Origin of the sequence: Clostridium sp. DL-VIII (assembly GCF_000230835.1) — a bacterium.
Taxonomy (GTDB): domain Bacteria; phylum Bacillota; class Clostridia; order Clostridiales; family Clostridiaceae; genus Clostridium.
The window spans coordinates 4,318,051-4,338,740 of sequence record NZ_CM001240.1; the positions used below are offsets into that span (position 1 = coordinate 4,318,051).

The window sequence follows — 20,690 nt, forward strand, 5'->3', positions numbered from 1 at the left end:
AACTTTTTTGCGTACCTATACCAGAAATTATATAAGCTTAATTTTAAAGTTGGATATCTATAATTTAAGCTCTATACCACTTTTCTTTTCCCTTAGCAACGTTCCTATTAACTCAACAATCTGTGCCCCTGCTTCTACTGGTGGCATTCCATTTCTGTGTATATTTGATATTACTGTTCGTTGAGATTCTGGCTTTCTGCTGCTTGCCTCATAAGCCATGTAGCAGCTCATGCTTTCACCTGTAGCAAGACCTGGCCTTTCTCCAATCAATATAAGTGTAACCTTTGCATTTATTGCTTCACTTATTTTATCCATAGTAGCAACTCTGGCATATTTAACAAAGATAGGAGTTCCTATTTTGTATCCTTTAGCTTTTACGCCATCAACAATCATAGGATATATTTCCTTTAAATTTACAGTTATAGCTGGTGAGCTTAATCCATCCCCTGCTATAATCTGAACATCAACATTATTAATGCATTTTTCTTTTATCTCATTTATGACTTCTTCAGAAAAACTTCTTCCGAGGTCAGGCCTTGTTATATACTCTTCTTTATCTTTTACTAAGGTTTGAACCTTATAAAAACCAAGGTCATCAATTACTTCTTCATCTACATGAGTCCAGACTGCATCCATTGCAACTGCATGATCTGCTCTAAGCCTTAAGTAATCACTTGTTTTGTAACGTGAACCAGCTCTTCCTATGCAAATTCTTGCTGATGTTGATTTTTTTAAACTCATAAGACCATTATAATCTATTGGATTATCTACAGAAACTTTAGCACTTAAATCAATTGTCGATATATCTTCTAAAATATCCTTTTCCATAACTTACACTCCCATATTTAAAAATATTGACGGATCTCCTGCCCTGCTTGTCAATATTCCATTTTTCATTATTCCAAGCTCTTCAAGTCTTTCTTCAAATTCTTTAATTGGTCTTTTATTTGTTATTTCTCTTAAAGCTGCTATATCATGATAGCTTGAAGACTGATACATTAACATTACATCATCGCCACCTGGAACTCCCATAAAATAATTGCAGTTGGCTTGTGCAAGCAGCACTGCTAAATTCTCTAAATCATTTTGATCTGCCTTCATGTGATTTGTATAACAGGCATCAACTCCCATTGATAACCCAGTTAATTTTCCCATAAAATGATCTTCAAGTCCTGCTCTTATTACCTGCGCTCCATCATATAGATATTCTGGGCCTATAAAACCAACAACTGTATTAACTAAAAAAGGATTATACTTTTTAGCAAAGCCGTAACATCTCGCTTCCATTGTAAGCTGATCCGCCCCATTATGCCCATCTGAAGATAATTCTGAACCTTGTCCAGTTTCAAAATACATGAAGTTATCACCTTTAGAAGATTTTAACTCTTTCATCATAGCATAAGCTTCATCCATTAACTTCACATCTATTCCAAAAGCTCTATTAGAAAGTTCAGAGCCTGCTATGCTTTGAAACATCAAATCCATAGGTGCTCCCTTTTTTAAAGCTTCCATTTGAGTTGTAACATGAGCTAAAACACAATTTTGAGTTGGTATTTTAAACTTACACATGAAGTCTTTAAATGACTTTAATATATTATATACACTGTCAATGGTATCTACTGCTGGGTTAAGACCTATTACAGCATCGCCTACTCCATAACTTACTCCTTCCATAACAGAAGCCATTATCCCATCAAGGCTGTCTGTTGGATGATTTGGCTGAAGTCTTGCTGAAAGTGTTCCGCTCTTTCCAATAGTGGTATTGCACGTAGCAGTATTTATGAGCTTTCTTGATGCACATATAAGATCCATATTACTCATAAGTTTAGCTACACCTGCTATAACTTCTGAAGTTAACCCATCTCTTACTCCTTTAATTTCATCTCCATCTTTTGCTAAGAGAAATTCCCTAAATTCACCTATTGTCATTCCTTTAATATTATTAAAAACTTCTTCGTTTACTCCATCTTGAATAACTCTAGTGATTTCGTCTTTTTCATAATCTACCACAGGATTATTTCTTAAATCCCCTATAGTAAGCTCTGAAAGTACAATTTTTGCTGCAACTCGTTCTTCAGTTGAATTTGCTATAATTCCTGCAAGTCTATCTCCGGATTTTTCTTCATTTGCCTTTGCAAGAACTTCCTTTACATCTTTGAAATTATATACTTTTCCAAAAAGCGCTGTTTTTAAAATCATATCTGTCTCTCCTTCATTTAGTGACAATTAGCAGATAAGCACATAATGCCCATCCGCTAATTTACAGTTAACGATGTACGATTTCTGATAAAATCCTATTTTTGAAAATATATGTTGTAATTGATTTTCTACATTTAGCATCTGAATATTTATTTATCGGATAGACATCCTAAATGTAATTTTATTATTGCAACATTTTATAAACTTTTCTTCTTTCATTTTCAATTATTAATTGTACATTGTTCATCGTCACTTATATAGTTTCTCCATCAAGCTGTTCTTCTACACTTGTTCCACTAACCTTTGAATATATAAAATAATAAATTATTGCTAAAGCATAAGCCCCCACTACCCATAGGACAGTAGAAAAATTCGAGATAATTAACGCAACTAAAAATACGAATGCTATTATAATTGCTACAGCAGGTACAATAGGATAAGCAACTTTAAAAGGTCTGTTAAGCTCTGGCTCTCTGCTTCTTAAAATAAATAAAGAAATCATACTTATTATATATAATGCAACAGCCCCAAAGGATGATATAACAATGATTACAGCAGTTTGTCCTGTTAAAACAAATATCATTCCAATTAAACTCATTATAACTATAGAATGCACTGGTGCACCTTTAGAATTTGTCTTTGACAAAAATTTTGGCAAATATCCAGCTCTTGACATTGCAAACCCTTGTCTCGAATATCCTATAATTATTCCATGAAGACTTGCAATAAGACCAAATAATCCTATGAAGCTCATTGCATTTGATAGAAGCCCTGCTCCATATATTCCCTCTAAGGCTGTAGGTAGTGGTGAATCTGATGAACTTATAGTTCCTGCATCTGTTGTTCCTGCTGTTACAAAGAAAGTTGCAAGTGCTAATACTACAAGAGTAGCTATCCCTAAAATAAAACCTTTTGGTATGTCTCTTTTAGGATTTTCACATTCTTCAGCTGACATTGCTCCTCCTTCAACAGCCAAGTAAAACCAAATTGCAAATGGTATTGCACCAAAAATTCCACTGAAGCCGCCTTTGAAAATATCGCCACCAAGAATATTACTCATCTCGATATGTGGCGCACCTGCTCCTACAAATAATATTAATCCTGCTATAGCAATAACAGTAACAGTAAGTTCAACTTTAGCTGCTGCTTCAATTCCAAGGCAATTTATGATTACAAATATTGCATAAGCGATTATGGCTGCTATAACTGCTGGAACTCCTGGTATTAGAAAATTAATATATGCGCCAATTGACAAAGCTATTGCTGGTGTTGCAAATAAAAATTCAACTAAGCATGAAAAACCGGCAAAAAAACCACCAAACTTTCCAAGAGCCCTTGATGCATATTCTGAAGGTCCTCCTGCATGAGGAATCGCAGTAGAAAGCTCTGCATAACTAAACATAAATGTAGTATAAAAAACTGTAACTATTAAAATTGCTACTATAAATCCAACTGGACTTGTAAAGTCCAATGCATAATTCCATCCACAATACATTCCCGATATAACCATACCAACTATTATTCCCCAAAGCTGTATTGGTTTTAAAGTCTTTTTTAATTCATTATTCATCTTTATCACTCTCCATATATCTATTCAAATTAACAGATTAATTTAAAATTTATAAAATAAAATTAATTGATTATTCCTTAAAACATTCAAAGCAATTAAAAAATTTTATATACAAAAACCCCTTAAAGCCTGATGTTTACTATAAATATTTATATATTTTTCTTCTTTTATATTTTCATAGTAAAATATTAATAAATTTTTATATTTAAATTTATTAATATTTAAATACTTTTATATTTTTATAGTTAAATATATTAATAATTAAGTATTTTTGTATTTTTATAATTAAATTCTTTCATACATAAATAGTTTCATAGTTACCTTTTTAATATTTAACTTAGCAGTTATAAATTAATGTCTTTATGACTACAGGAATCGCATCACCTATAGGCAGACCTATATCCATATAGTCTCCATTCTTAGTAGATATTTTATCTATACATATAACTTCTCTTTTCTTTTTTAAATTTAATAAAATTATCTGCCCAAGAGCTTTTCCAAAATCATTTTCTAAAATTACGATTATTGGTCCATCAATTTCTTCATACAACTTTATTATTTGATTTCCAATTATCTTAAGCTCTTCGTAACTTGGACTCTTAGGCCCTATAAGAGAAATTGCTATTGGAGATTCTTCATATATACTGATATTTTTAATTCCTTGAGCATATATTTCATTTAATTTCTCTTCTTTGTAAAATGGTTTTAATATAGGTATATTTTTAAGTGGTAGTACAGATTTATCAAAAGCTATTGTGCTGCCGCTTATTGTCATTGAATGATTTCCTGCTCCAATTACTGTTGCCCTTATTTTTTCTTTTGGAGATATCACAAGCTTCTTATATTTTTTAAATTCTGTACTTATACAATTTCCTAGCACCACTCCTATATCTTTGTGTTTCATGGCTTCTTTAAGACTAAGCTCTACATTTATATCACCTATATATTCACCTATTCCTCCTGAAAAACTTATATAATCTGCTTTAATCCCTGCAAAGCCTTCAGTTATAAATAACTTTTCAGTATCTTCTCTCATTTCTTTTAAGATACAAACCTCTGATAAACTGCATGCTAATTTTTTGCATAAAGATTCTATATCCTTTATATCTGCTATTTTCCCAATTTCAATATCTAGATTTAACTTCTTTATGAGAAATTCAATTCTTTTTGAAATATAAATGACTTTCCCTTCATCATCAAACTTAATAAGTCTTCCCCCAATATCCAATGCAAAGGTTTCTTCACATTCACCGCAGTTGAAAATTGCTGCGTTAGTTGTCCCTCCTCCAATATCAAGATTTATTATTCTTCTGTTACGCTCCTTTGACATATCACAAGCACCTGAACCAAAGCCTGCAAGTAATGACTCAAGTTTAGGGCCTGCAGTTGCTACTACAAAATCCCCTAGAAACTCCGAAAGACTATTAGATACTTCTGCTGCATTTTCTTTTCTTGCAGTTTCTCCAGTTATAATTACAGCTCCTGTTGATATCTTATTTTTTTCTATTCCGCTTGATTTAATAGCCTTAGCGACAATCTCTTTGACTTTACTAAAATTAATAGTTACCTCATCTAATAAAGGTGTAAATTCAATAGGGCTTTTATAGATTATTTCTTTTCCATCAATTACTGTTTCCCTTATTAATGAAGAACTTAAAATGTTTTTGAGCTTTAATTTGCTGACTATGACTTCCGTTGTCGATGTCCCAATATCAACTCCTATACTATATATCTGACTTTGTAAAATATATTTTCACCTCCTAAAATAAAAAAGAAGACAATGATGCAAATTAATACTTGACACCATTGTCTTTTATATTGAATTTCATATAAGCTTATTAAATAAGATTCCTGCAAAATTATTTAATCAATATACTAAAAAATGGCGCTTAAAGAACAAATTCCTTTAAGCACCATTACTTAATATATTACTGACATTGTATATCTACTTTTCTATCTTGTAAATATATTTTCACTTTTTCTTTACAAAATTAACTTATAGCTATGATTAACTTAATTATCTTTTTATTTTCTTGTATTATAAACGTCTTTCCTGTGTATTAAATTTTTCATGAAAGAAAATTTTAACATAACTCTAAAATCATTTGGCCATAACATAAATATTTTTCATATCTTCAGTATTAAGAGGCTTAAATGCTCCAATAGTTCTTGTATTCTTAAAACTGCATTTATACGATAATTCGTCTATTTGCTCGTCTGTTAATTTAACTCCAAGCTCACTTATTGAAGTTGGCATATCAATTTGATGATAAAAGTTTTCCATTGCTTTAATTCCTTCTAAAGCCACTTTCTCCGGATTACGGAAATCATTCGATACTCCCATTACATTCACAGCAAATTGTACAAAACGTGTAACATTACTCTTATATACATATCTAGCCCAGCTTCCCCATACTGCTGCAAGCCCAGCTCCATGAGCTACATCAAACATACCTCCAAGTTCATGTTCAAGCTGATGACATGCCCAGTCTCCAATAGACCCACATCCTGTTAATCCATTATGTGAAAGACTTCCTGCCCACATAATCTCAGCACGAGCATCATAATTTTCAGGTTCTGTCATCAATATCTTTGCATTATTAATTACTGCCCTCATTAGACCTTCGCTAATGTTATCTGTAATCTCCATACTTTCTGATTGAGTAAAATAACGTTCCATTGTATGCATCAAAATATCTACCGCACCACTTGCTGTTTGATATTTAGGCAATGTATAAGTAAGTTCTGGATTCATAATCGCAAATTTGCAGCGTGAGTAATTGCTATTAAAGCCTCTCTTTAGCCATCCATCTTCATTTGTAATTACTGATGAATCGCTCATTTCACTTCCAGCTGCTGAAATAGTCAATATTGCACCAATTGGCAGACAGCCAGTAACCTCTGCTTTTCTAGTATATATATCCCACACATCACAGTCATTTGCCATTCCATATCCTATTGCTTTAGCAGAATCAATAACACTGCCTCCACCAACAGCTAATATAAAATCAACGCCTTCCTTTTTGCATAGCTCGATACCTTCATATACTTTTGAGAGTCTAGGATTTGGAACTACGCCTCCTAAACTTATATAATCAATGTCTTCTCTTTTTAAAGATTCAAAAACTCTATCTAAAAGTCCTGATTTCTTTGCACTATTTCCACCAAAATGCACTAATACTTTCTTACAGTTTTGGGACTTCACAAGAGCACCTACCTGCATCTCTGCGCCTTTTCCAAAAACTACTTTAGTTGGTGTATAAAATTCAAAATTCTCCATTAACTAACACGCTCCTCAATACATTTTATGTTTTATATCATACCCAATAAATTTATTTTGCTTACATATATTTCATGAATTACATAAATAAATTTATTTTATACAATATTATCATAATACTTCGAGCAAGGTCTATGTCAAGGAAAATTAAGGAAGATTCAAACTTAAAGTGGATTTCTAAGCTTCTTTGCTTAATATTGCACTAATATCTTTTTCCAGCTTATCAACTTCAGTTTTATGAACTAATTATCACATCATTTAAAATTTCTAATCTTCTGTCCTCTTCATTTCCTACTGCATTGTCCTTAAGTGAAAAGCGAAACATATTAGATCCCAGATTTTTAGAAAGCTCACTTACATTGTCTACTTCCTTGTAATCAAGCTTTATTTTGTCATCATAAATATCAACCACTCTAAATGCATTGATGTCTAAAGTAGCTGCTGTCTGAACAAAATGCCAATTATCTCTTTTACATATCGAATTAGCATGATTATGACCACAAAAAAATATTCCACGCCCTTTATGCAACGCTAAAATTTTATTTAACTCTTCAATTTGTTCTATATATGAGTTTTCATCTTTTGAGAAAGTTGTAGTTCCGTAGACTGGATGATGGGAAAAAATAAGAATTGTCTTACCTGTTGAATGTATGATTTCATTTTTAAGCCACTGAAGCTGTATCTCATCCATATATCCTGCCCAGCGCTCATGATTTGTTTCAAGAGTTGAATCAATAAAAATCATTATAATATTATCTTCACATATAGAAAAATATCTTTCTTGCTTTGTAATACTTAAAATATCATTTTTTGATAAGCTATAGCTATCATGATTTCCTAGTACATGAATAAAGTTAACTCCTTTATTTTTCATTGCACTGCATACATATTCCAGTTCTTGTTTATTACCATAATTAGTTAGGTCACCCAAAGATATATGATAATCACCTTTAGTTTTTAAAAAGTTATATATCACCTTTTCATAATACTTATCTCTAATATCAAATATCTGCTTATCTTTCTCCGTATCCATTTCTTCAAGAGATGAATAATGAAAATCTCCTAATATAACAAGCCTCATAATATAAATTCCTCCTATCTTATTTCTATTGTCACTATATCACTTCATTATTAACATTTAATTATGCTATTGTTAATTTAAGTGAATTACTTATTAAATTGTAAATTTCCTTTTATATTATTGGGTATATTCTATGTAACTTTTTTCAAGTTCTGCTATAATAAGTGTTATATGTAACTATACCCTAATGAACATATATAATTTATGATAAATTTGGAGCGAGATGAGAAATGAAGTATTTCAAAAAATTAATAGGCACGCAGGTCTATTTATCACCTATGAATGTTGAAGATGTTGAGAGTTACGTTAAATGGTTTAATGATTTTAGTCTTACAGATGGATTAGGAGTTTCATGTAACATTTCATCTTTTGAAAGTGAAAAAGAATGGATCTTACATAATTCTAATAAATATCATTTTGCAATAGTTAGTTTAGATAATGATGAATTAATTGGTAATTGTGGAATTCAAGAAATTGATCAATTAAGGCAATGTGCAGAAGTCGGATTATTTATTGGTAATGAAAAAAATCGTAATAAAGGATATGGAGAAGAAGTACTTAACTTATTACTAGATTATGGATTTAATTATTTAAACCTAAATAATATAATGTTGAAAGTTTTTTCATTTAATGAAAGAGCAATTAATTGTTATAAAAAAGTTGGGTTTAAGGAAATAGGAAGAAGAAGACAATGCTATTATTTGAAAGGAAAATTTTGTGATGAAGTGTATATGGACATATTAAGAGGAGAACGAAAATTTATATAAATAAAAAGTGAATTTAGTGGGAAATATATTTTGGGAGGTGATATTATGTTAGTAAAAGATATAATGTCAAAAGATATAGTAAGCTTAAATTCAAAGGATTCTGTTGAAAGAGCTGCTAAAATGATGAAGCAGTTTGATGTTGGTTCAATACCTGTATGTGATCAGCAAAAATTAGTCGGAATTGTTACAGATAGAGATATTACCTTAAATTCTGTAGCATCCGGAGCAAACACAAGCCAGCAAAAAATATGTGATGTTATGAGTTCTAATCCTGTTACAGGACGCCCTGAAATGGATGTTCATGATGCTGCAAGAATAATGAGTGACGAGCAGATAAGAAGACTTCCTATTGTAGAAAATAATAATCTTGTAGGAATAGTAGCTCTTGGAGATATTTCAGTTGAACCTAACCTTCAAGATAATGCAGAGAATGCACTTAAAAACATCTCACAACCTGGAACAAACAATCACGCGTAATTCTCAGTTAATTTAATCTGCTGAGAAAACTGCAAAAAACTCATAAAACCATGCATTACAAAAGTATAAACACTTTTTCATGCATGGTTTTTTATTTATGAAAATTTTTAATTTTTAATTTTCTTAAAATGCTATTTTATTATATTAGTTAAATTATTACCAAAAAAATTATTCAAATTGATCTCCATATCCTGCCATTAACAATTTAACAACAACATTGTAACTTCTGATACCATCTTCCTGGCCGCCCGCTTTTAGTATCTTATCATATACATTGTCGTATAAATCTGATATTCCACCTCTATAGCTATCCCAAAATAAGGCTTCATTTTTTAGCTCCAGCTTCACATTGTCAGAAAGCTCACCATTTATTTTTTTGAAAGCATCTAAGTTAGAATAATATAAATCACTCATGCAATAAGAATATGCCATAAAATACCCACTATATTGATATTCGTAACTATTTGAATTAATACATGCGAGAAAGCTTATATAATTTGCTTCATATTCATTTATAAATCCTTTTACATGACTTAATTCATGGCAAATAGTACTTGGAATATCGACTTGTGGCATATCATTATTATAGTTAGCTTCAAGAGTAAAATTTGTCTCTCCTTCTAATAGTTGATAAGACATTACCTTAGAAAAAATATATGGCTTAGGAATAGGATAATAGCCTTGAAGAAACGAGTAAGTCTTACCCAAATTTTTCATATTATCTCTTCCTTCCTGCCTTACATTAGTATCCAATTTTAAAAATCCATTTTGATCCTTTTGTATCTTTCCATCTAATTCATTAAGCTTATCTTTAAAACGTTCGCAAATCTCAATAAGCCTTTCTTCGTCTGAATTATTACTAACCTTCAAATTTGTTAAAGTAACAAAATCCGTTCTAAAAGAGTTAACACCTAAAGCTATCATATTTAAAAACAAAAAAACTGATACATAGATCAGAAAATTACTCGTTGCTCTTATAATAATTTTCTTAAACGAAAGTTTTTTAGTTATGCCAAGATAAATATACCTTATTAATCTAACTAATATAAATATTGAAAAACCATATAGTATTATCTCATATACTGAAAAGGGAATTAGCGAAAATCCTCTTGGAATAGTATTAAGTACTATTATATAGATATATTTATAGTACAAATCTGAAAATTTATCTATATATCTTGCCATAATAAATAATGCAGCACTGACTAAAAATAATACTACACTTATTTTTAACTTTCTTTTATTAGATAAAATTTCTCTTGTTTCAGTTAAATTATTCATTTTCTTCTAGCCTTTCATACCGTAATCATCCATTTAAAACTTTCATGTATACTTTATATTATACCAATTATTAAAAGCATTTTTTTATTAAACTATCTTACTGCCATGTATTTCATCCGCACCTGTATACTCCAACAGAAAATCTCTGTTTTCCTTATTTACACCTTTTCCTGGCATAATTGAAATTCTTGCATCAGCATAATCAACTAACTCTTTTAAGGTATCTTTACCAGACATAGCATCTTTAGCTCCACCTTTTGTAAGTATTCTATCTACACCAAGCCCTATTAATTCATCAACTGCTGCAAACTTATCTTCTACTTCATCAAATGCCATATGAAAAGTTATGCTCATAGGTTTAGCCAATTGTACTAATTCCTTAATAAGTCTTTTATCTACCCTACAATTTTTTATTGCTCCAATCACCACTCCATAAGCTCCAAGCTTTTTACACATTTCTATATCATATTTCATTATTTCTGCTTCATCTTCTGTATATACGAATTTTCCTCCACGCGGCCTTATAATAACCATTACAGGAATATTTAATTTCTCTATAGTCTTTTTAATTGTTCCGAAGCTTGGAGTAGTTCCATCCTCTAACAAATTATCACATAACTCTATTCTATCTGCTCCTTTATGAGCAGCTGAAACAGCATCCTCATAATTTCCAACACACATTTCCAATATGGCCATATTTATTTGTACCTCCAGTATTATTCCTTTAATTGATAGTAAATTTTATATTAATTATTGTCTATTTTTTAGTTATTTAACTGCTTTTCTCGTAGAAATTAATTTCTCTTCTGTCTCTTTATTAAATCTCATTTTGTCTTTACATTTATTTTATATTAAAATAAAATTTTTTGCCACCATCTATATACTTAAGCATATGAACATAGTTTTCTGCAACACGTGCTACAACATTTGTCCTATGATCCGCCTTCTGATTAGTTTTTAATATCTGCAATTCTCCCATATACCTCATGTATTCTTCATTGCATATGTGAAGAGTTAAAAAACACAACTGCCCCTGCAATGAATGATTTTTTTTCAATTATACTTGAAGGGCAAAAGCAATGAATTATTAGAGAAATGAATTTGATGATGTGTTGTCAGATAGCTACTGGGTTGATTATATCTGTTATTAAAGGCCATTTAAATAATAAGTATCCATTAGGAGAATTAGAAATAAAACAAACTATAGAAGCCTGCTGGAGAGCTATAAAAATTTAACTAAAGACTTTTATGCAAACATATTATATGGAACGAAAAAGGTTAAAGGTTTAGTATTCTTATACTGAGGCTTTAACCTTTTCATTTGTATAACTTTTAATTTATTATTATTTTCAACGTTCTCATTTACTATTCTAGCATACTAAATAAAAATTCTAATTTTATTTATTTCTTTTTCCTATTCTTCATAAAATACAATGCTGCAGCACTTACTGCAAATACTAAAAATAATCCTGTAATTATAAGCAATGCTTTAGCATTACCACTTAAAGCTTCAATTTTTTCATAAGCAGGCTTTGAAGTTTCTTTTTTCATTTTATATGTTTTAATATCACCATTTTGATCTATTATTACACAATCTCCATTAAGTTTTGAAAGCATTTCAGTTGAACTTAAATAAGTTAATGAATCTTTTAATATTTCGCTATCTGGTGATGTTAATACAAGCATAGCTTTTTGACTATCAAACTTAGATATATCAAATTGAAAATCAGCAATTTTTGAGCTAAAAGGATCTGTTAACTCCAGTTTTTCATTTGATAAAAGTTTAGAGTTATTTTCATCATATTTAAACCATAGCTGATCATTTATAGCTGTAATCAAATTGTTTGTTTGAGGAGTTCCATAAATAATTATATTTTTCTTTTTATCGTTATCAGTTATATTAGAGCTTCTAACGACCTTAAAGTCTCCATTGTTATACGAAATGTCTTTTCCTAAGTACCCTACAACTTTTCCTAAAGAATTTATTTCCTCAGAGCTTAACTTATCGGGTACAATCATTGCTGTATCATTAAACATTCCATCTTTCACAAATGGAGCACCGTAACTAGAAAAATAATATTCATTTATACTGTTATTCCCAATATATAAATAGGAATCTCCTGTTACTAAAGCCCAAGGAGTTTCTTCCTCTCTTTTTTCACAATAAGTATTTTTTTGTTCTAAGTCAAAAGCAACTTTTATATCTAAATAATTTGTATTACTAACATCACTCGGCAAATTTAATTCTATCTCATCCTGTGAACATTTAGCTTCTTCTAACTTTTTACTACCTATTGGTGTATTATTTATATAAATAGTAACTAAAGATTTATCAAAATCAAGATTATCAGAGTATCTCATGAATAGCTTAATCTTATCACTTTGAGAAAAAATTCTATTTTTAGGAATGCTATAACTTATAGTCGATTCTCTTCTAAAAGGACCTGCTAATTGTATTTCATTGATTCCCATGTCTTTAAAAGTGACTTTTCCACTTGTATTAGTATCTGGCATAGTTTCTACTTTTAAATCACCAGTTACATTATAGGTATCACTATTTAGTTGAAATACTAAATCGCTATTTTGTAAGGTTTTGATTCCTTTTATTAAATTATCATCATTATCACATAAAATTACCATAGTTTTAACATTTTCATTTTTTGAATATGATGAATTTAATACCTTTATAAGACAATTACTATTTTCATTGCCTTGCATATTAAATTCATTTTGAAAGCTATTATAGCCTCCAATATAAATACTATTTGTGTTCTCTTTTTTGGCAAAATCACTGTATTTTAATATACTTATTTTATTTTTATATGTATCATTTAACTTTTCTAAATATGAATTTAAAATAAATGCTGCACTTAACTCTCCATCACTATAATTATCAGGGATTATAATTGATAAATCATCTGAATCATAAGTGTTATCTTGATTTTTTAAAAATGGATATGGAAAATTAGATATTTTATTATCAGAAATAATATTATTAAATGTTGCTTTTACATTGCTGCTCTTTTTTATTACAAACCAATTAGCAAGATTAACATCATCTTTACAAGCTTCATCGGAAGGCCTTAAATATGTCTCTACTTTTAACTCATTTGAGCCGCTTTTTAAAATATTATCAGGTATAGAAACATTTATTTTTTGTTCTTCTGAATCATTTTTATATATTATTTTTTGCGAATAAAAAGGTGTTCCATTAACTGATAATTTTATGTATGCTTCTTGATCTGCAACAATTAATTGATTTATGCCAAAATTAATTTCTGCCGTTACTTTTGTATTTTTCCACCACTCATCTATATCAAAATAAGTACTATGGCTTGAAAATGCTCCGCTAAAAACTACATCATTATTAAAATTATAAGTCTTACTGCTTGCATTCTGCTCCGCTATATTGTTTCCTTTGGGTGCTGCTGAAACTCCTACTATTATATTTAAAGAAAAGACTATTACTAAGAGTAAAATATTCATAGTATTTATAATAATTTTTTTCACTGTATTCCCCCCTATGAAAATCTTTCTGTCTTATACCATTTTGTTTCTCTTCTAAAAACAATATCCCTCAAATAATTATAAAATCCAGCTACAGATACTATAGCCCACATTTTGCAATAAGTGAAATAGCTTAATAGTATAATTAACACGTTCTTAAAATTTAATTCTCCCTTTTCGGTCGAAATTGCTACCATTACAGATAAGATAAAAACCAATAATGCCATAAGCCATAAAATTGCTTGATATCCTCCAATATGTATTTGAACTAAATTCATTCCACCAAGTATAAATATAGTATCTGATATTACGCTTGCAGATAAAAAGAAAAAATAAACTAAAGTGTAATATAATATATCAAATCGCGTAACGTCAGCTTTTCCACTGAATAAATATTTCAAATTTTTTATTACTACATATATATTTCCTTTTACCCATCTGTTTCTCTGCCTGAACCATACTTTAACCGTTTGAGGTTCCTGTTCATAAGTTACGGCAAGAGGCATAAATTTTATTTTATACCCCATTCTATAAATTCTAAAGCTCACCTCTGTATCTTCTGTTATAGCCTTAGTATCCCAGCCACCCATTTCTTCCATTATTTCTCTTCTTACAACAAAATTAGTTCCTGGGATGGTGCATAATTTAAGCAAATTCCATCTTCCTGCCTGCGCCATCCACTGATATGTAAGAGTTTCTATATTGATAAAATTAGTTAACAAATTTCTTTCTTTATTTCTGCATCTAAATTTTCCAATTACTGCTCCGAGGCCTTTATCCTTCATTAAAGTTTGTACTAGATATTTTAAGGCTTTCTTATCTGGAGTGTTATCTGCATCATACACAGCTAACACTCTACCTTTACTTTTTCCAAGTCCAATATTTAAGGCATTAGATTTTCCTTTTCCTCCAACTATATTATCAGTGTTTATTACTATTAAATTTCTTTCTTTATGAACCTTTTGCATCTCCTGTAAAATTTCTGCTGAATTATCACTGGAATTATCATTGACTACTATTATTTCATATTTATCCTTTGGATAATCTAATTCTAATAATGAAATCACCGTCTTTCTAATAACCACGCCTTCATTATGAGCTGGAACTAATATGGATACAAAAGGATATTCCTCCAATTGTTCATCCATTTTTTCTTTGTTTATTTTCGAATAATACACATATCCAGATATGACTAATACTACATTCATAAATACTGTTATCCATATTATTATTAAAGAATACATAACTAAATAATCTACAATACTCATATCTTTTATTTAAAAAACCTTTTCCTTTCGATTTTTCTGCTGAATAACAATATTATTAAAAATATTAATATTGCTACTATGCTTAATATTTCTAAACTCTTATTAGACGATGTCAAATCCTTTTTAACTGTATTTTCTTCTTTGTTTTCTCCTTTATTAAATGCACTTTCATATTCTTCTGCATTAATAAATCTAACTTGAGTTACATCTTTATCATTAAAATAAATTCCTTTTGAATTGCTTTTTACTTCATTAGTAAATTTCATATAAGAGCTTAATTTATAATTTGTAGTAAGAACAATTTCTTTACTAAGAATTTTATCTACATTGTTTTTAAATTCCTCAAAGGAACAGTCACTCTCTACACACAATGCGCTTTTCTCTGATATATTAGCTTGATTATTCTTAATATAGTCGTCCAAACTGATTTTTTGAATAATATTATTATAAGATTTATTATTATAACTATTTAAATTAAAATTAGTATTATCATCAGAATTCAAAAACAAAGTATCTGTACAGTTTAGGACGTTTTTTAAATCTTCATTATAAAGTAATGACTCATCAATACTCATACCTACTGGATACACCCAATAATTAGTGTAATTATCAAAAGCCGCTTTAATCTTATTATTAATTAGCTGCTCATCTATTGTTTCACCATTTGCACCTTTATTGTTTATTATGGGGAACTTCAATATTACTTTTCCTCCACTTGCTTGTGCATATCTTAAACATTCTGCAAATCTTCCCATTGCTTTTAAATCTTCGTTTATAAATACTGGTGATGCTTCTATAAAAAACTTAATTCCATTGTTTTTCAAATAATCTACTTCATCTATTAAATTGTATAAATCATTAAAAGGTGTAACATCATCAAGATAGAAATAAATTTCACTTTTTGCTTGTGAGCTCTCATTATTAGTTTCCAAAGCATTGATTCTGGTACCTTCAATCAAAAAATTTATAGTAATAAAACAAATGAAAATTATTATTGTCTTACATATAATGCTTTTATTCTTGTATATCATATTCTAATTCCTTTTCAGCCAATTTAATAAATTCCAAAGGATCATTTATCGAATTGTCAAAAGTATAGCTTCCTATTTGAATATCTACTCTCACATTTTTATAAAAAGATTCTTTTGAAAAATCAAATTTACTGACATTTTCTTTAAATCTTTCCTTTACAACCTTAGCTCCATCTATGTCAGTAATTGTTAGGAATCCAAATGTTCTATAATCTATTAAATATTTTATATCTTCTTCCCTTAAAGACTTTTCAAAAACTTCACTTGCTTGAATTAATAAAGCTTTATACTCTTCTTTTCCTAAAATGCTTTTAAGTTTTTCTGCAAATTTAATCCTTACAACAAATAGAGTCACAGGTACCTTATGCCTTATACTCATTTTCATATAAATTGGTAGTTCAATTAAAAGAGCTCTCTGATTTCTTATATTTGTATCTTCATCAATCATGACTAATTTAGAATTTTCATTGAGTAAACTTTCATTTTCTTTCTGCAATATAACAATATTTCTAGATACTAATGACACCAAAACTGCTGTAATTGGAAGTAAAATAATCCAATAATATGTACTAATATCAACACTTACATTGTTACTAAAATAAAAATATAATTTATAACTCATATAACCAAAATCGGTTACTAATGTAACCACTAATGCTAATGTAATATTGCTATAGTAACTTATGAGTGCTATCATCATAACAAATTCAATCATCAGGTAATTTTCAAAAGAATCATCAAGACCTAACGCCTTAATACTTAAACATAAAGCAAAAAAATATGCTATAAGCAATGTCATTAGTATATCAATTTTTTTCCGCGTGTTTGTTTGTTCCACTCTTTTCTCTCCCTTCTATTAATTAAGTGCTTTTTTCTTTAGCTGTCTATTTTGTAATTTTGTACTTATAAGATATATTAAAATTAAATCAAAACTCATATTATACATAAATACGTGCTTAGCTAAATCTGCATCGCCTGCGCCTACCACTGATATGACTATTTGAGATAGGCCAACTAAAAATATATAAAAATAAGCTTCTTCTTTAAAAATAATATTATAATCCTTATTCTTATATCCCTTTATATATCTGCGGATAGTTCCATATATATATATTATTAGTGCAATAAATGAAAATAATAAATTTGAACTAAACACTTTCTGCTTTACAGTACTATACAAAGCAAAAAAATAAGATTTTGCGCCAAATTCTCTATTTGCACTTTTTTCATAATTCCCCATAGCATTAGGTCTTATTGAATATGCATTATCAAAAGATATCTTTAATACTTTAAAAAATGCTCTTGGATGGGTAGCATAATAAGATATTATTTTAGTTGTAGTAAATTTTTTATAATAATCTTCTATGAGCTTATTATCATATAAATCTACTAGTGTTACATTATCATAAAAGGTTGTGTCTTTTAATAACGAATACTGTTCATTTAAATTAAAATACCTCATAACTTCATCTGGATTATCTTCATATAACAAAATTCCTCTATTCATAGAATGATATAAATTTATATATTCAAAATCTCCACTTACTGTCCTGTAAAATAATATTGAACTTATAACAAATCCAATTGATAAAGCTGCAGCCAGCCCCTTAAATACTTTTTCTTTTCTTTTTAATCCCATTCTTAATAGTACAATTGCAATTAAAATTCCAACTGGTGCAAGCTGCTGCTTAGCTCCAAAGAATATGAAAGAAGAAATTGCAAATAATAGGATATTTAGTTTATTGAATTTATTAAACTCTATCATATTTAATAAGATCCCTATGCTTAATAAAAAGAAACTTATGTTTACTGCTTCTCCATAAAAGGAATTATAATAAGCTAAATATCCTGTATCGCAAAATATTGAAATCGTTATTAAAGTAATTATCATCTTATATTTCTCATCAGCAATTCCATTTATTAATACTTTTACAATTAAATAAATGCCTACAGCTTCTGCAAGTAAAAATATCCATGACATAAACCTTATATCAAAAATATAATTTTTATTAAATATTTGATTTATATAAATCCCAGCTTTAATAAATATACCTTGAGTTGATGTATAAATTTTTTCATTATCGTTATTATATCTGTATATACCATAATTTTTATAGAAATAACCATTATATAAATCTTTATCATTAGGATTTAATTCATATACTCCATTAGAACTTATTACTCTATAAAAGTCTCCATTATCTGCCATACCAATAATCGGATTACCAAATAAAGTAATAGAGCCTATAATAATAACTAATAAAAATGCTGCTACAGGATAATTTATATTTTTCATATTTTTTTTCTTTAAAATATACTGCATTTTTCTCTTATCATCCCTTTTTCATGTGCTAAAACATATCAAATAAATTAGTAATGCACTTCTCATCTTTTAATTTTCACTTTATCTTAGATATTTAGTATTAATTTCTATTAAATGCTTCTAATATATTATTCCTCTTCTTTTACAAAAAAATTTAACTTATATATTTTTAATATTATTCTATCCTATCCCTTCTATATTACAATATATTTTTTCATAGAAATTAGCTTTTTATTTAAATTTTTCACAAAAGCTAATTTTTCTAAGTATATTTATTTCATTTTTACCATATTTTTGACAAAAAGCTCTATAAACTTGCATTTAATAGAGCTTCCATACCTATCTTTTATTAATGATATAACATTTTAGACATTATTCGCGTGATAATAATACTATTATTTACTCTTAAGCTAGATAATAATCATAGCTACAATTGTCGTTACTACTAAACCTATAATAACTGGTTTAAGATTCTTCTTTGCAAGTTCAAATGCATCTACACCGCAAATAGCTGCTACTGGTATTATTGCCCAAGGTATTATAGTTCCTCCACCTACCCATATTCCAGCTATCTGTCCTAGAGCTGTTAATGTTGCTACTCCGCCTCCTAATGCAGTAGAAAAGATTTTAGAAATGGAGCCTACAAGAGATATTCCAGAAAAGCCTGATCCATCAAGACCTGTTATTGCACCAACTATTGTTACTGTACCAGCTGAAATTGTAGAATTTATTGGTACAGTATTTGAAAGTGCAACTCCTAAATCATTAACTATCCCATTTGAATTCTCCGGAAGTATCTTTCCAAAAATATCAATAAAAGCTGAATCTCCTAAATAAAAAAAAGCCGCTATAGGTATAACAATTCCAAATATCTTAAAACCAAATTGAAGTCCTTTAACGAAATTATCTGTAATTTTTTCTAAAGAATTTTTCTTATATGTTATTATTGAAATTAAACTCAATATAAAGATAGCAGTACCACCAATAAGAGCTGTAGCATCTCCTCCCTGTAATTTACAAAAATACATTATAACAATGTCCACTGCAAAAAGTATTAAAATCAGCAAAGCTAAAAGTCTCTTAATTTTCTTTGAAGAAAGATACTGTACATCTGATGATCCATCACTTATTTCCTCAAATTTGTACTCACTAGATAGCTTACCTGATTTTATATCTTTTCTAAGAAGATAAAATGCTACAGTTGTTGTCACCACTCCCATTGTGATTACAAGAGGAACACTAGCAGATAACACATCTGAAACTGGTATACCTGCTGCATCTGCAGTAAGTTTTGGTGCTGCTTGAATGATATAATCACTAGATAAAGCTATTCCATGTCCAAATAAATTCATTGAAATAGCCACTCCCATAGCCGGTAATCCTGCTTTTTTAGCTATTGGTAAAAATAATGCTCCAATTAGTGCCACTGCTGGTGATGGCCAGAAGAACCACGATAGAATCATCATGACTATCCCAATAACCCAATATGCAATCCAATAACTTTTTATGACTTTCTTAAACGGAGATACCATCTCATCATTTATTCCAGAATCCATCAAAGTATTACTCATAGCAGTTATTATAGATATTATAAATATTGTAGGCATAAGCTCTTTTGTAGCATAAACAAAACTATTAAATACTCCCATTACAGATTTATATATTGATTCAGTTCCTGCTAATCCCAAAGTAAAGATCCCCAATATACACAATAAAGATATATCCTTCTTCTTAATCATAGCTAATATAATTAGGATAATAAAGGCAAGGTAAATATAGTGCAATGATGTTAGTGTTAAATTAATCATATATTTCTCCTGCTAAAAAATTATTCTAATGTAATTTATGTGAAAATCATATGCTTGGTTCCTTTATATTCATCAATTATCAACAAATATTTTCTATC

General features: G+C 29.1%; 18 protein-coding genes. 3 read left to right on the forward strand and 15 right to left on the reverse strand.

Annotation, left to right across the window (positions count from 1 at the left end):
* Positions 1–57: 57 nt before the first annotated feature.
* The 6 genes from eutC to CDLVIII_RS19950 form a co-directional block, all read right to left on the reverse strand.
* The gene (gene eutC / locus CDLVIII_RS19925; RefSeq protein ID WP_009171276.1) at positions 58–828 is read right to left on the reverse strand and encodes an ethanolamine ammonia-lyase subunit EutC; all 771 of its coding nucleotides are present in this window, start codon (positions 826–828) and stop codon (positions 58–60) included.
* A 3-nt stretch (positions 829–831) separates the two neighbouring features.
* On the reverse strand, positions 832–2,199 hold the full coding sequence (locus CDLVIII_RS19930; protein WP_009171277.1) for an ethanolamine ammonia-lyase subunit EutB: 1,368 nt from the start codon (positions 2,197–2,199) through the stop codon (positions 832–834).
* A 253-nt stretch (positions 2,200–2,452) separates the two neighbouring features.
* Complete coding sequence (gene eat / locus CDLVIII_RS19935; protein ID WP_009171278.1) at positions 2,453–3,769, reverse strand: ethanolamine permease; 1,317 nt, start codon at positions 3,767–3,769, stop codon at positions 2,453–2,455.
* Positions 3,770–4,106: 337 nt separating this feature from the next.
* Positions 4,107–5,516, reverse strand: coding sequence for an ethanolamine ammonia-lyase reactivating factor EutA (locus CDLVIII_RS19940; protein WP_009171279.1), 1,410 nt, complete (start codon positions 5,514–5,516; stop codon positions 4,107–4,109).
* Between the two features lie 354 nt (positions 5,517–5,870).
* Entirely contained in the window at positions 5,871–7,049 is a 1,179-nt protein-coding gene (locus CDLVIII_RS19945; RefSeq protein ID WP_009171280.1) for an iron-containing alcohol dehydrogenase, read from the reverse strand.
* A gap of 235 nt (positions 7,050–7,284) precedes the next feature.
* Positions 7,285–8,130: a metallophosphoesterase family protein gene (locus CDLVIII_RS19950; protein WP_009171281.1), complete on the reverse strand. Its 846-nt coding sequence runs from the start codon at positions 8,128–8,130 to the stop codon at positions 7,285–7,287.
* Positions 8,131–8,360: 230 nt separating this feature from the next.
* Here CDLVIII_RS19950 and CDLVIII_RS19955 point away from each other — a divergent pair, with 230 nt between their 5' ends.
* Both CDLVIII_RS19955 and CDLVIII_RS19960 read left to right on the forward strand, forming a co-directional pair.
* Positions 8,361–8,897 carry a GNAT family protein gene (locus CDLVIII_RS19955; RefSeq protein ID WP_009171282.1) on the forward strand — a complete coding sequence of 179 codons (537 nt, stop codon included), beginning with the start codon at positions 8,361–8,363 and terminating at the stop codon, positions 8,895–8,897.
* A 45-nt stretch (positions 8,898–8,942) separates the two neighbouring features.
* Entirely contained in the window at positions 8,943–9,374 is a 432-nt protein-coding gene (locus tag CDLVIII_RS19960) for a CBS domain-containing protein (RefSeq protein ID WP_009171283.1), read from the forward strand.
* 168 nt (positions 9,375–9,542) lie between these two features.
* On the opposite strand, the gene CDLVIII_RS19965 is transcribed toward CDLVIII_RS19960, so the two are convergent.
* The 3 genes from CDLVIII_RS19965 to CDLVIII_RS30130 form a co-directional block, all read right to left on the reverse strand.
* Positions 9,543–10,655: a DUF3810 domain-containing protein gene (locus tag CDLVIII_RS19965; protein ID WP_009171284.1), complete on the reverse strand. Its 1,113-nt coding sequence runs from the start codon at positions 10,653–10,655 to the stop codon at positions 9,543–9,545.
* Positions 10,656–10,742: 87 nt separating this feature from the next.
* The gene (locus CDLVIII_RS19970) at positions 10,743–11,351 is read right to left on the reverse strand and encodes a copper homeostasis protein CutC (RefSeq protein ID WP_009171285.1); all 609 of its coding nucleotides are present in this window, start codon (positions 11,349–11,351) and stop codon (positions 10,743–10,745) included.
* Positions 11,352–11,496: 145 nt separating this feature from the next.
* The gene (locus CDLVIII_RS30130) at positions 11,497–11,682 is read right to left on the reverse strand and encodes a phospho-sugar glycosidase domain-containing protein (RefSeq protein WP_242835772.1); all 186 of its coding nucleotides are present in this window, start codon (positions 11,680–11,682) and stop codon (positions 11,497–11,499) included.
* A 68-nt stretch (positions 11,683–11,750) separates the two neighbouring features.
* Between CDLVIII_RS30130 and CDLVIII_RS31520 the strand changes: the two genes are divergently transcribed.
* Positions 11,751–11,891, forward strand: coding sequence for a hypothetical protein (locus CDLVIII_RS31520; protein WP_186005514.1), 141 nt, complete (start codon positions 11,751–11,753; stop codon positions 11,889–11,891).
* A gap of 165 nt (positions 11,892–12,056) precedes the next feature.
* On the opposite strand, the gene CDLVIII_RS19980 is transcribed toward CDLVIII_RS31520, so the two are convergent.
* The 6 genes from CDLVIII_RS19980 to CDLVIII_RS20005 form a co-directional block, all read right to left on the reverse strand.
* Positions 12,057–14,165 carry a cellulose biosynthesis cyclic di-GMP-binding regulatory protein BcsB gene (locus CDLVIII_RS19980; protein WP_009171286.1) on the reverse strand — a complete coding sequence of 703 codons (2,109 nt, stop codon included), beginning with the start codon at positions 14,163–14,165 and terminating at the stop codon, positions 12,057–12,059.
* Positions 14,166–14,176: 11 nt separating this feature from the next.
* Positions 14,177–15,430: a glycosyltransferase gene (locus CDLVIII_RS19985; RefSeq protein WP_009171287.1), complete on the reverse strand. Its 1,254-nt coding sequence runs from the start codon at positions 15,428–15,430 to the stop codon at positions 14,177–14,179.
* Positions 15,431–15,435: 5 nt separating this feature from the next.
* The gene (locus CDLVIII_RS19990) at positions 15,436–16,362 is read right to left on the reverse strand and encodes a DUF2334 domain-containing protein (protein WP_242835773.1); all 927 of its coding nucleotides are present in this window, start codon (positions 16,360–16,362) and stop codon (positions 15,436–15,438) included.
* An 82-nt stretch (positions 16,363–16,444) separates the two neighbouring features.
* Entirely contained in the window at positions 16,445–17,299 is an 855-nt protein-coding gene (locus CDLVIII_RS19995; protein WP_009171288.1) for a diguanylate cyclase, read from the reverse strand.
* A gap of 18 nt (positions 17,300–17,317) precedes the next feature.
* Positions 17,318–18,757: a hypothetical protein gene (locus CDLVIII_RS20000; RefSeq protein WP_242835774.1), complete on the reverse strand. Its 1,440-nt coding sequence runs from the start codon at positions 18,755–18,757 to the stop codon at positions 17,318–17,320.
* A 437-nt stretch (positions 18,758–19,194) separates the two neighbouring features.
* Complete coding sequence (locus CDLVIII_RS20005; protein WP_009171290.1) at positions 19,195–20,592, reverse strand: hypothetical protein; 1,398 nt, start codon at positions 20,590–20,592, stop codon at positions 19,195–19,197.
* Positions 20,593–20,690: the final 98 nt, after the last annotated feature.